Origin of the sequence: Streptomyces griseosporeus (assembly GCF_014656055.1) — a bacterium.
GTDB lineage: Bacteria > Actinomycetota > Actinomycetes > Streptomycetales > Streptomycetaceae > Streptomyces > Streptomyces griseosporeus.
This window is the reverse complement of the sequence record NZ_BNBR01000002.1, coordinates 238291-251124: the sequence shown is the minus strand read 5'-3', so window position 1 is coordinate 251124 and position 12834 is coordinate 238291. Positions and strand designations below refer to the sequence as shown.

General features: G+C 70.8%; 10 protein-coding genes and 1 pseudogene. 6 read left to right on the top strand and 5 right to left on the bottom strand.

The genetic code is table 11. From position 1 onward, the window contains the following. Window positions 1–12: 12 nt before the first annotated feature. Both IE308_RS10175 and IE308_RS10170 read right to left on the bottom strand, forming a co-directional pair. The gene (locus IE308_RS10175) at window positions 13–1230 is read right to left on the bottom strand and encodes a CE1 family esterase (RefSeq protein WP_373314488.1); all 1218 of its coding nucleotides are present in this window, start codon (window positions 1228–1230) and stop codon (window positions 13–15) included. A gap of 70 nt (window positions 1231–1300) precedes the next feature. Continuing rightward, a complete protein-coding gene (locus tag IE308_RS10170) occupies window positions 1301–2947 on the bottom strand; it encodes a glycoside hydrolase family 27 protein (RefSeq protein WP_190217597.1) in 1647 nt (548 codons plus the stop codon). 294 nt (window positions 2948–3241) lie between these two features. Between IE308_RS10170 and IE308_RS10165 the strand changes: the two genes are divergently transcribed. Next, complete coding sequence (locus IE308_RS10165; RefSeq protein WP_190217596.1) at window positions 3242–4876, top strand: glycoside hydrolase family 43 protein; 1635 nt, start codon at window positions 3242–3244, stop codon at window positions 4874–4876. Window positions 4877–4898: 22 nt separating this feature from the next. Here the strand turns inward: IE308_RS10165 and IE308_RS10160 are convergent, their stop codons facing one another. Then, window positions 4899–5912 carry a LacI family DNA-binding transcriptional regulator gene (locus tag IE308_RS10160; protein ID WP_190217595.1) on the bottom strand — a complete coding sequence of 338 codons (1014 nt, stop codon included), beginning with the start codon at window positions 5910–5912 and terminating at the stop codon, window positions 4899–4901. Between the two features lie 216 nt (window positions 5913–6128). Between IE308_RS10160 and IE308_RS10155 the strand changes: the two genes are divergently transcribed. Together IE308_RS10155 and IE308_RS10150 are read left to right on the top strand one after the other, a co-directional pair. Continuing rightward, complete coding sequence (locus tag IE308_RS10155) at window positions 6129–7094, top strand: glycoside hydrolase family 6 protein (protein ID WP_190217594.1); 966 nt, start codon at window positions 6129–6131, stop codon at window positions 7092–7094. Window positions 7095–7239: 145 nt separating this feature from the next. Further along, window positions 7240–8514, top strand: coding sequence for a glycoside hydrolase family 6 protein (locus IE308_RS10150; protein WP_190217593.1), 1275 nt, complete (start codon window positions 7240–7242; stop codon window positions 8512–8514). 25 nt (window positions 8515–8539) lie between these two features. Here the strand turns inward: IE308_RS10150 and IE308_RS10145 are convergent, their stop codons facing one another. Beyond that, a complete protein-coding gene (locus IE308_RS10145) occupies window positions 8540–9703 on the bottom strand; it encodes an MFS transporter (RefSeq protein ID WP_229908812.1) in 1164 nt (387 codons plus the stop codon). A 305-nt stretch (window positions 9704–10008) separates the two neighbouring features. Here IE308_RS10145 and IE308_RS10140 point away from each other — a divergent pair, with 305 nt between their 5' ends. From IE308_RS10140 to IE308_RS10130, 3 genes and pseudogenes are all read left to right on the top strand, one after another. Beyond that, window positions 10009–11193, top strand: a complete 1185-nt coding sequence (locus tag IE308_RS10140; protein ID WP_190217591.1) for a Gfo/Idh/MocA family protein — start codon at window positions 10009–10011, stop codon at window positions 11191–11193. A 56-nt stretch (window positions 11194–11249) separates the two neighbouring features. Continuing rightward, window positions 11250–11750 carry a VOC family protein gene (locus tag IE308_RS10135; RefSeq protein ID WP_229908811.1) on the top strand — a complete coding sequence of 167 codons (501 nt, stop codon included), beginning with the start codon at window positions 11250–11252 and terminating at the stop codon, window positions 11748–11750. 87 nt (window positions 11751–11837) lie between these two features. Continuing rightward, window positions 11838–12273, top strand: a pseudogene (locus IE308_RS10130) (BtrH N-terminal domain-containing protein); the annotation flags it as partial. Between the two features lie 40 nt (window positions 12274–12313). On the opposite strand, the gene IE308_RS10125 reads toward IE308_RS10130, so the two are convergent. Continuing rightward, window positions 12314–12610 (bottom strand): hypothetical protein, encoded by a 297-nt coding sequence (locus tag IE308_RS10125; protein ID WP_190217589.1) that lies wholly within the window; start codon window positions 12608–12610, stop codon window positions 12314–12316. Window positions 12611–12834: the final 224 nt, after the last annotated feature.

Genomic DNA, 12834 nt, shown 5'->3' with positions numbered 1-12834 from the left:
GACCCCAGCGGCTCAGGTGGTACAGGCGGCGCCGTTGAGGGTGTATGCGCCGGGCGGTGCGGTGTTGCCCGTGTGGGTGGCCTGGAAGCCGATGTCGATCGAGGCACCCGGGGCGATGGTGGCGTTGTGGCTGACGTTCCTGGCGGTCACCCGGCCGGAGACGGGGGAGTACTCCGCGTTCCAGCCGGAGGTGATGGTCTGGCCGTCCGGGAGGGTGAACCCGAGGGACCAGCCGTCGACGGGCGTCGTACCGGTGTTGGTGAGGGTCAGGTTCGCGGTGAGGCCGGTGTTCCAGGCGCTGACCGTGCCGGTGACGCGGCAGGTCCCGTTGCCCGGCTGCGGCTCAGAGGTCTGGAACTGGGTGAAGAACTTCCACACCTCCGCCGGCAGCCAGGTCCGGGAACCGCTGTCGCCCGGTGCCCCGTCCTGGGGCGCGGCGATGTGCCCCTCGTCGAACGCGGCCCACACGACCGGATGTCCGGCCGAGCAGCCCGAGTAGGCGGTGACCCGGTGGGTCAGGCTGCCGGCTGCCGGCTCGGGCGGGTTCTGTGGTGTGCAGCCGTTGTTCGCGACGAACCTGTCCCGCAGCGTCCGCCCGCCGGAGATGCCGAGGACGTTGTCCCGCAGGCCGTGCACCCCCAGGTAGGCGATGGGCTGGGTGCCCCCGCTGCATCCGCTGAGCAGTCCGCCGCTCTGGACCGCGACCGCGCGGAAGACCGTCGCCCGTGAGCACGCCAGGGCGTACGACATGGCGGCGCCGTAGCTGAAGCCGAGGGCGAAGCGCTGGGTGGTGTCCACGCACAGGTCGGCCTCGATGCGCCTGAGCATGTCGTCGACGAAGGTGATGTCTTCGCCGCCGGTGTTGGCCCAGCCGTTGTTGAGGCCCTGGGGTGCGACAAAGATGGTGCTGTTGTTCGCCAGCCGCTGCAGGCCGTAGTAGGCCCAGGTGCCCGTCTCCACGGTGCGGCCGGTGGCGACGTCGGTGGAGGTGCCGCCCAGCCAGTGGAAGCCGAGGACCAGCCGGTAGGGGTGGTTGCGGTCGTAGCCGTCGGGGATCCGCAGGATGAAGCTGCGGTTCTTGCCGCCGGTCTGGATCGTGTGCGTACCGCTGGTGAGCGTGGGCGTCCTGCCGCATCCGGAGCTGGCGGGGGCCGCGGCCGGCGTACCGGCCACCGCGGTGCCGCTGCCCAGGCTCAGCACGGCCAGCAGCGCGACCAGGGTGGTCCACAAGAAGGATGCCGACCTTGTCCTGGAGCCCGACGTCGGCCTTGGTGTTGACCTTGCCATCGTGCAACTCCTCTCAGGCGCGGGCCCACTTCTGCCCGGCGCGGCCGTCGCAGGTCCACAGCACCAGCGGCGTTCCGCTGGCGGTGGCGCCCCCGCTCGCGTCGAGGCACAGGCCCGCCTGGACGTTGCGGATCGAGCCGTCGGCGCCGAGGGTCCACTTCTGGTTGTCCTGGCCGTTGCAGGGCCAGGTGATGACCCGGGTGCCGTTGGTGGTGCCCTGGTTGTAGGCGTCCAGGCACTTGTCGCCGTAGACGCGGATCTCGCCGCCGGCCCAGCTGGTCCACAGCTGGTTGGCGGCCGTGTGGCAGTCCCAGAGCAGCACGGTCGCCCCGGCGGCGGTGGAGGCGTTGTCCACGTCCGCGCAGCGGCCGGAGGCGCTGGCGCGCAGGCGGGAGGTGGTCGCGGCCAGTGGGCTGCCCCCGGTGACCCGGAAGACGGCGACTCCGTGGGCGGGGACGTTCGCCGAGATCTGCCCCGACGTGCTCGACGTGCCGCCGGTCCACAGATCGGTGAGGGTGAACGAGCCGCCGGACAGGCCGACTTGGGCGGCGTTCGTGGTGACGGTCGTGGCGCCGTCGCCGCGGTTGAACAGGCCCACCGCGACCGAGCCGTCCGCCAGGGACTTGGCGAAGACCTCCGTGTTTCCGTCGTCGCGCACCCGGCGTCCGCCCGCGCCCAGCGGATCCTGGTTCACCGCCAGCAGGCGCGGGTTGCGCAGGATGGCGCTGACGTCGGCGGACATGGTGCGGATGTCGTTGCCGGCCATGAGCGGGGAGCCCATCAGCGCCCACAAGGCGAAGTGGGAGCGGGACTCGGTCAGCGACAGGCCGGGACGGCCGACGACCAGCATGTCGGGGTCGTTCCAGTGGCCCGGGCCCGACTGGGCCGCCAGCGGCGCGGTGACGTCCAGGACGTTCCCGACGCCCATCGGGTAGCTGTTGGTGTTGCCGTTCTGCCAGATGTCGAGCAGGTCCTCGGTCGTCCGCCAGAGGTCGGCGACCTCGCCCCAGTTGTACGTGGAGCCGGTGATGGCGTGGAAGCTGTTGGGGTTGATGCTGTAGACGATCGGCCGGCCGGTGGCCCGCAGGGCGTCCCGCATGAGGGTGAACCGCGCCACCTGCTCGTCGCGTGTACCGCTGGACGAACACCAGTCGTACTTGAGGTAGTCGACGCCCCACGAGGCGAAGGTGGCGGCGTCCTGGGTCTCGTGGCCCCTGCTGCCCGTGGAGCCGGGGTAACTGCCCACGGTCTGGGCGCAGGTGCGCTCGCCCGGCACCTCGTAGATGCCGAACTTCAGGCCCTTGCTGTGGATGTAGTCCCCGAGGGCCTTCATGCCACTGGGGAACTTGGTCGGGTTGGCCCGCAGGTTGCCCTGCGCGTCACGCTGCGGATCGAACCAGCAGTCGTCGACCACCACGTACCGGTAACCGGCGTCCCGCATCCCGGAGGACACCATCGCGTCGGCGGCCTGGCGGACCTGCGCCTCGGTGATCCCGCAGCCGAAGCTGTTCCAGCTGTTCCAGCCGAGGGGCGGGGTGAGTGCCGGACTGCCCGGCGCGGCCGAGGCGGGGGAGTGGGCGGAGGCCGTCACGCACGCGGTGGCCGTCAGGGCGGCGGCCGCGCACAGGCGGACCAGTCGCCCGCGTAAACGTCTGAGCACCAGGGGCTCCTTCAGGGGTTCGAAATTTCGACCTTCGTTCGGAAAGTGGCGGTCTCAGGGATGCTAGAGATGGATGACGCGGTGTCAACACCTGTCCCAGGACTGGCTCCATTGCGACGGAAACCCGAGCAGGGGAGCGCCGAAAATTTCGGAGCCGGGGCCGAGTCGTGCGGGAAGGGTTGACGGCGTTCCCCGACCCCCTATGCTCCAGTTGCTCGCCCAGTCGACCCGCGTTCGATATGTCGGACGTATGAGTGATCGTCAGTTCCCGAAGCCAGGAAGAGGGCGCCCTTCATGGAAATGTCATGGACTCATCAGCCAGTGTCGCGTCGCCGCGCCCTGTCCACCGCCACCGGCCTGGCGGCAGGCGTCCTCCTCCCCTCGGCCGGAGCCACCGCCCCGGCGCAGGTGCAGGCCCAGGCCCAGGCGGCGACCTACACGAACCCGGTCATCTGGCAGGACTTCGCCGACATCGACGTCCTCCGCGTCGGCGACACCTACTACGCCTCGGCCTCGACGATGCACTACTCGCCGGGCGCGCCCGTCCTGCGCTCGTACGACCTGGTGAACTGGGAGATCGCCGGCCACTCCGTGCCGGTGCTCGACTTCGGTGCCAAGTACGACCTGAACGGCGCGCGCGGCTACGTCAGAGGCATCTGGGCCTCGTCCCTGGCGTACCGACCGAGCAACAGGACCTTCTACTGGCTCGGCCAGATCGACTTCGCCCGGACGTACGTCTACACCGCCACCGCCGTCGAGGGGCCGTGGAACAGGCTGACGACGATCGGCACCCCCTACTACGACGCGGGCCTGCTCGTCGACACCGACGACACCCTGTACGTGGCCTACGGAAACACCACCATCAGCGTCGCCCAGCTCTCGCCCGACGGACGCACCCAGGTCCGCGCCCAGGAGGTGTTCAGGACGCCGTCGAGCGTCGGCACTCTGGAGGGCTCCCGCTTCTACAAGATCAACGGGCAGTACTACATCTTCCTGACCCGGCCCGCGAACGGCCAGTACATCCTCAAGTCCTCCGGCGGCCCCTTCGGGCCGTACACCATGCGCCAGGTCCTGCTCGACCTGCGCGGACCGATCCCCGGCGGCGGTGTCCCGCACCAGGGCGGGCTGGTGCAGACGCAGAGCGGCGCCTGGTACTACCTGGCCTTCGTCGACGCCTACCCCGGAGGCCGGATGCCCGCGCTGGCCCCGGTCACCTGGACCTGGGACGGCTGGCCCGTCGTACAGCTCGTCGACGGCGCCTGGGGCACCTCGTACCCCAGCCCGGTGGTGCCCCCGCCGCCGCGCCAGGTCACCCCCATGACCGGCGTCGACACCTTCGACGGTACGGCCCTCAAGCCGAGGTGGGAGTGGAACCACAACCCCGACAACACGAAGTGGTCGGTCGGCAACGGGCTCACCTTACGGACCGCGACCGTGACCAATGACCTGTACTGGGCCCGCAACACCCTGACCCACCGCGTCCAGGGCCCGACCTCCACCGCCACCGTCCAGCTCGACCACTCCGCCATGCGGGACGGCGACCGGGCCGGGCTCGCGCTGCTGCGGGACTCCTCCGCGTGGATCGGCGTCAAACGCGACGGCGGCGCCGCGCGGGTGGTGATGGTCACGGGGCTGACCATGGACACCAACTGGAACACCACCGGCACCGGCTACGAGGTCGCGAGCGCGCCCCTCTCCGGCAGCCGCGTCTGGCTCCGAGCGACCGCGGACATCCGCCCGGGCGCGCCGCGCCCCGGCACCTTCTCCTACAGCACCGACGGCGTCACGTTCACCCGTCTCGGACCGGCCTTCTCCATGGGCAACGACTGGCGGTTCTTCATGGGTTACCGCTTCGCCCTCTTCAACCACGCCACCCAGGCACTCGGCGGCGCCGTCCGCGTCACACGGTTCGAGCTGTCCACGCCCTGAACCGAGCCTCCGCCACCACCCGTCAGGCGCTGGAGCGCACGACCAGCCGGGTCGGCAGGATCAGCGGAGAGGGGTCCTGCCCGTTGACGAGGGCGACCAGCATGCGCGCCATCTCCCGGCCCAGAGCCTCTATGGGCTGACGGACGGTGGTGAGCGGCGGGTCGGCGATCCGCGCGACGGTCAGGTCGTCGAAGCCGACCACGGCGACGTCGGCCGGCACCCGCCGGCCGGCCTCCCGCAAGGTGCGCAGCGCGCCCGCCGCCATGTTGTCGTTGGCCGCGAACACCCCGTCCACATCGGGTTGTTCCGCCAGCAGTACGGCCATGGCGGCGGCGCCGCCGGCCTCGGTGAAGTCCCCTCCCCGCGGCGGGACCGGTTCGAGGCCCGCGGCGAGCATGGCGTCCCGGTAGCCGCGGTACCGGGCGCGTCCCGCCTCGGTGTCCAGCCGCCCGCAGATCGCGGCCACCCGCGTCCGGCCCAGCGATACCAGGTGCTCGGTGGCCGCGCGCGCTCCGCCGACGTTGTCGACGTCGACGTACCACCTGGGGGTCGAGGCGACGGGTCGTCCGCCGAACACGACGGGCATCTGCGCCTCCTCGGCCGTCCGCGCCAGCGGATCGTCCTCGCGCAGCGCCATCAGCATGACGCCGTCGGCGCCCCTGGACCGCAGGAGTTCCGCCACGCGCTTGCGGCCCCGGTCGGAAGCGGCCAGGCACAGCATCAGATGCAGGTCGGCCTCCTCCAGAGCGGCCGACGCGCCCACGATGACCTGGGCGAAGAAGGGGTCGGCGAAGATCGACGGATCCTCTCCCGACACGACCAGGGCAGCCGCTCCCGTCTGCCGCGTGGCGAGGGCACGGGCGGTGGGGTTGGGGACGTAGCCCAGTTGCCGCACCGCACGTTCGACGGCCTCGCGCTTGGCGCGGCTGACGTGCGGCGCGTTGTTGAGGGCGCGGGAGGCCACGGAGCGGGAGACACCGGCGCGTTCGGCCACCTCGTCGAGCGTCGGCTGCCGACGCGGCGCATCTTCTGCCATGGACCGGGAGTCTTCCACAAGCCGGAAGATCTGCGGTGGCTGAATCTGGAAGCGCTTCCAACTCTCCGCCCCTCCGAGCCGCTTGCACGATGCGCAGGTCAACTCCTGCGCCGACTATTGACAGTTCAACGAGCCGCTCCCACGATTGGGACCGCTTCCAGTGGGAGCGCTCCCAGTGCACCCGAATCCCTCCCCCCAGGAAATCGAGGTACAGCCATGCGCCGCAGACTCCGCGTACTGATGGCAGCGCTCTGCGCCCTGCCGCTCGCGCTGGCCGCCGCACCCTCCGCCCATGCGGCCGACCCCACCACCATGACCAGCGGCTTCTACGTGGACCCCAACTCCACGGCGAAGCAGTGGGTCGCCGCCAACCCCGGCGACGGCAGGGCCCCCGCGATCAGCGCCGCCATCGCCAACACCCCGATGGCCCGCTGGTTCGGGGCCTGGAGCGGCACCATCGGCACCGCGACCGGGTCGTACGTGGGAGCGGCGGACTACGCCGACAAGCTGCCCGTCCTCGTCGCCTACAACATCTACAACCGCGACTACTGCGGCGGGCACTCCGCGGGCGGGGCCTCCTCGCCGTCCGCCTACGCGAACTGGATCGCCCAGTTCGCGGGCGGCATCGCGAGCCGCCCGGCCGTCGTCATCCTCGAACCGGACTCCCTCGCCGACTACGGCTGCATGAGCCAGGCCCAGATCGACGAACGCGAAGCCATGCTCACCGGAGCCCTCGCACAGTTCAGCCGCCAGGCCCCCAACACCTGGGTCTACATGGACGCGGGCAACCCCGGCTGGGCCGGCGCGGCGACCATGGCCCGGCGTCTGCACGAAGCCGGCCTGCGCCAGGCCCACGGCTTCTCGCTCAACGTCTCCAACTACTTCACCACCGCCGAGAACACCGCCTTCGGCAACGCCGTCAACGCCGAACTCAGCGCCCGCTACGGCTACACCAAGCCGTTCGTCGTGGACACCAGCCGCAACGGCAACGGCTCCAACGGCCAGTGGTGCAACCCCGCGGGCCGCCGCATCGGCACACCCACCCGGACCGGCGGTGGCGCCGAGATGCTGCTGTGGATCAAGACCCCGGGCGAGTCCGACGGCAACTGCGGCGTCGGAACCGGCTCCACGGCCGGACAGTTCCTGCCCGAGGTCGCCTACAAGATGATCTACGGCTACTGATCCAGGACCCCCGCCGCCCGCACCGGCGATCCGGTGGTCCGACGATGCGTCGATGGCGCGACCCGTTGGTCCGGCGATCCGACGATCCGCCGGCTCCCGGGCGGCGGGTGTCTCCCGTTCCCACCTCACCGACCAGGAAGCAGTCATGGAACCACGCAGCCCACGGCGCCGTACGGCCGCCGTCCTCGCGGCCCTCACCGCCTTCGCCGCTCTCCCGGCGACGCAGGCGCAGGCCACCCCCACGCAGGACGTGATCACCCCGGCCACCCAGTTCTACGTGGACCCGCACAGCAAGGCCGCGCAGCAGGCCGTCGCGGACGTCCGCGCCGGCGACCTCGTCAACGCCCTGAACATGGCCAAGGTCGCGAGCTGGCCGCAGGCGCAGTGGTTCACCGAGGGCACGCCCGACGAGGTGCGCGCCAAGGTGAGCGGTCTCGTCCGCCGCGCCCGCGCCGTGGGCCGTACGCCCGTGCTGGTCGCCTACAACGTGCCGGGCCGGGACTGCTCGCAGTACTCCAGCGGCGGTGCCGGGTCCTCCGCCGCCTACCGGCAGTGGATCGACGCCTTCGCCGCCGGCATCGGCACGGGCAAGGCGCTGGTCGTCGTGGAACCCGACGGCACGGCCCTCCTGCCCAAGGACTGCGGGCCCACCACGGACCCGACCGGTGAGCTGACGGCCGCCCGGATCGCCGACCTCGCGTACGCCGTCAGGACGCTGAAGGCGAAGCCGCGCACCGCGGTCTATCTGGACGCGGGCAACGTCCAGTGGCGGCCGGTGGGCGAGATAGCGCAGCGGCTGCTGGACGCCGGGGTGCGCGACAGCGACGGCTTCGCCCTGAACGTGTCCAACACGCATCCCACCGAGCACAACGCCAGGTACGGCACCTGGATCGCCCAGTGCATGTGGTACGCCACCGCGGGCCCCGCGGAGGCGCGCGGCCACGCCGAGCGGTGCGCCGACCAGTACTACTCCGCTGCCGCGCCCAACGACGGAACCCCCGGCAGCGCGGTCTCCTCCGCCGACCCCGCCACCTGGCGCTGGACCGATGCCTGGTACGACCAGAACGTGGGCACCCCGCCGGCCGACGAGCTGGCGCACTTCGTGATCGACACCAGCCGCAACGGGCTCGGCGCCTGGACCCCCGAGCCGGGCAAGTACAGCGGGGACCCGGAGATCTGGTGCAACGCGCCCGGCCGCGGACTCGGCCCGCGCCCGACCGCCGACACGGGTGTGCCCCTCGTCGACGCCTACCTGTGGGTGAAGATCCCCGGTGAGTCCGACGGCAGCTGCACACGCAACACCGGCGGCAGCGTCGACCCCGAGTACGGCATCGTCGATCCGCCGGCCGGTACCTGGTGGCCGGACCAGGCCCACAGCCTGGCCCGCAACGCGGCACCGCGCCTGACGTTCAACCGCTGAACTCCCCGCGGTCGGCGGTCCCTTGTCACCCGGGCTGTACGACGGCCCGGCGCGTCTCCTGGCGCACCACCCAGGACTCGGACAACAGCACGGACAGGCCGCCGACCGCGAGGACACCGCCGAGGAGCACCGCGCCTCGTACGCCGAAGCCGGTCGGCAGCAGCAGCCCACCGAGGAAGGAGCCGCCGGCGATACCGACGTTGAAGACCGACGAGCCGACGGCCGAGGCGATCTCGGTGCTCCCCGGCGCCACGTGCAGGATCCTGCTCTGCAGGGCCGTCGTCATCGCCGCCATGGCGAAGCCGAGCAGGGCGACCAGGCAGACCGCCGCGAAGGTCAGCTCCCCGCACAGGGCCAACCCCAGCATCGCGGTCGTCAGCAGGGCCATGCCCAGCGCCAGGGTGCCGCGCGGACGGCGGTCCACCCGGGCGCCGGCCAGCGCGGTGCCCGCGATCCCCGCGACGCCCGCGGCCAGCAGCAAGGGTGCCACGGCAGCCTCGGACAGTCCGGTCACGTCGGTCAGGAAGACCGTGATGTACGTGTAGCCCGTGAACACGCCGCAGACGACCAGGCCGGTCGCGGCCATCAGGACCAGGAACCGGCGGCGGCTCGGTTCGGCGCCGCCGGTGGCGTGACCCTCCTCGCCGGCCGTGGACGGCAGCAGAACCGCCACCGCGACCAGGGCGAGGAAGCCGAACCCGCTCATCACCGTGAACGGAACGCGCCAGCCGGCCTGCTGGCCCAGCCAGGTCCCGGCCGGGACGCCGACCACACCGGCCAGGGAGAGCCCGGAGAAGAGCCCGGCCACCACGCGGCCGCGCACCTCGGGCGGGAACAGACTCGCGGCGGTGGCCGCGATCACCGACCAGAACACCGCGTGCGTGAGAGCCACCGTGATGCGGGCCCCGAGCAGCACCCCGTAGCCCGGGGTCGCGGCGGAGACGAGGTTCGCTGCGACGAACAGGGTGAGCAGCCCGCACAGCAGCGTGCGGCGCGGAACCCTGCGGACCAGGCGGGTCAGCGGCACCGAGGCGACCGCCACGACGACGCCGTATCCGGTCACCAGGCGGCCCGCCTCGGCCTTGGACACCCCGAGATCGTCGGCGATCTGCGGCAGCAGCCCGACCGGCAGGGTCTCCACCGTGCTCAGGGAGAACAGCGCCAGCGCCAGCGCGACCACCACGACCACGGCGGTCGAGGTGCGTAAAGGTGTTCTCGTTCCGGTCTGCGGCACTGTCACTGCCTTTCTGCCTTTCCTGTTCGAGATTTCGGAGATCGGGGCGGCCGTCATTGAATGCGCTGTCCCGTGCGTCATGCAAGCGCATTTCTGTAAACACCCCGTGAACCGCGGGCGATGTGCCGTTCCGGCCATGAGTGCAGAACCAGCCGAAACTCTTTCGAAGCTTGAGATTGCGAACCCGGGGCCTGTTGTCTGTCTCTCGCATGTCCTCTGCGTGACGCTCCGCAATGCATGTCTAGGAACATGGAGGAAGAATGCCCACTCCCATGGACACGGGCAAGCGGGTAGGGATCGCCTTTCTCGGATGCGGTTATGCCGCCGACTTCTACGGCCCCACGCTGCCCAACTATCCCGAGATCGAGCTCTTAGGCGCCTACGACCCGGCCTCGGACCGAGCGAAATCTTTCGCCGCGGAGTACGGCGGCCGAGTGTTCGGCAGCATGGAGGAGGTGCTCGCCGATCCCGACGTCGAGATCGTCGTGAACCTCACGCCGACCACCGAGCACTACTCCGTGAACAAGGCCGCGCTCTCGGCCGGAAAACACGTGTACTGCGAGAAGCCCATGACCACGAGCATGGCGCAGGCACGGGAACTCGCGGCGCTCGCCGCCACCCGCGGACTTCACCTGTGCAGCGCGCCCGCCACGGTGTTCAGCCGGTCGGCACAGACCCTCATCCGGGCCGTCCACGGGGGAGTGGCGGGCACTCCCCGGCTCGCGTACGCCTCGCTCGACATGGGGCCGCTCGCGTTCATGGCCTACCGCGACTGGCGCAGCAGCCGCGGCGTCCCCTGGCCGTACCGCGAGGAGGTGGGCAACGGATGCGTCCTCGAACACGCCGGCTACCTGCTCACCTGGCTGACGGCCATGTTCGGCCCCGTCGTGGGCATGTCCGCCCAGACCGTCACCCCCTTCGCGGACCAGTGGGAGGGCGTCGTCGACGACGTGGCGCCCGAGACCTCCTTCGGCGCCCTGCGGTTCGCCGACGGGACCGTGTGCCGGCTCACGATCGGCTGGGCGGCCCCGGCCGACAAGTCCCTGCTGGTCGTGGGTGATCAGGGCGTCCTGTCCGTCGACGACGTCTGGCAGGCGTCGAGCCCGGTCATGCTGCGCCGCCGGGTCCACACGAGCGGCAGGGACACCGGTTACCTGGCCGAGCCCGAACAGCTCCCCTTCGTCCTGCCCCCGCTCGCCCACGGATACGACGACGAGGCGCACGACCTGACGGTCGCCGCGGGCATCGCCGACCTGGCGCGGGCGGTGCGCTCCGGGGGCCGGCCGCTGCTGGGTGCGGAGTACTCCCTGCACATCCTCGACGTGAGCCTGCGTCTGGCCGCCGCCCGCAGCACGGAGGAGTACCTCGACGTCCCCGCCCCCTCCGCGACCAGCCTGTGGGGCGACCGGTACCGGCAGCCGGCGCAGATCAGCGTCCCGGCCTGAGCACGCGGAAGGAAACCATGCGCGGCACGACACGAGGAATCCCCGGATCGTCAGGCGTGCACCACGTCGCGTACACCGTTCCGGACCTGGACCAGGCCGTCGAATTCTTCGTCGATGTCCTCGGAGCGGAACTCGCCTACCGGATCGGACCGGTGGAATTCCCGGACAGCGACTGGATGGAGAGATACCTCGGCGTCCACCCGAAGGCGACGATGGACCTGGCGATGCTCAGGCTCGGGCCGGTGACCAACTGCGAGCTGTTCCAGTACTCCGCCCCCGAACAGCGCCGGGAGATGCCGCGCAACAGCGACTGGGGCGGCCACCACCTGGCTTTCCACGTGGCGGACATGGACGAGGCGGTCGCCTATCTGCGGGCTCAGCCGGGCGTGCGGTTCCTCGGCGAGCCGCAGCCTCTGGACCCGGGTTCGACGCGGGGTGACAGCTGGGTCTACTTCCTCACCCCCTGGGGAATGCAAATGGAACTCATCAGAATGCCCCCCGGAATGGCCTACGAGAGCCGGACCACGACCCGCCTCTACCAGCCGGAGAGCCACTGAGCCCGGGGCTCTCTCCTGGCACGCGGCTCCAGGCACCGGCGGCGGGCTGCCGTCCGGTGCCGGGGGGAATGAGCGGCATGGCCACGGTCCGCCGCACTCGGGCTCGGTCTTGCCGTCGCGGAGACCACCTCAGCGCGGAAGGCGTGGCAGAACGTGGCGACGCCCATCGACGCGGGCCGGCCGGTCGGCCTCCAACTCGACAGCTACCACCTGGACTACTTCACCACCAAGGTGCACTTCGGCGGGCACGTCGTGGCCATGTACGGCTACGACGACCAGGACGCCCTGTTCCGCAATCTCTACCAGGACTTCCTCGCCGAGTGCGCCGAGCTGATGACAACAGCCACCTGCGCACGGGCCACAACCTGTACGCCGAGGCCGCCGCTTGCTGGACAGCGGTGGCCGAGCTGATCGCAGCAGCGGGCGAGTCCGGCGACGCGAGAACCTCGTGCGGGCCGGCTCCCTGCTCCACGAGACCGCGCGCATCGAACGGGAAGCCATGCGCGCACTCAGCAGGCTCTAGGACTCTGTCCGGTTGACCCGGTGGCGTCACCTATGGCGTCTCAGCTCACCGACGCGCCGGGCGCCAGCGCCAAGCCGGAGGCCGCGAGGAAGGCTTCGAGGCCGATGGCTCCGCCGTTCGTGCCGTCGTCCCACTCGACCAGGAGTCCCGACAGGCCCTCGTTCCAGGAGTCCGGTGTGTCGATGTCCGGGCCAGGGTGTCGTTCGACGCGACCCTGGCCGTGGCGGTACCGGAGGTACAGGTACTGACCCTCCACTGTCCAGGCATCCCACTGGGACGGATGGGCGGAACACGTCTGCACGACCCGCACCAGCACCAGCCCCTCGGCTTCCTTCATACGGCCATGGTCACGCGTGATGCGGAACCGGGGCAATCGACTGGTTCTCCGAGCCCGGGACTTTCGCTCCACTCTGCCCGACGGTGCCCGAATCGCGGCCGCAACCGGCGGTGGCCGAGAGCCGTCGGTCACTGCTGCCGGGTGAACGACGTCACCGTGCGACTGCGTTGGCCAGGGCCCTTCTGGCGGGTAGGTTCCACCGATCACGGGGGAAGACGTCCTAA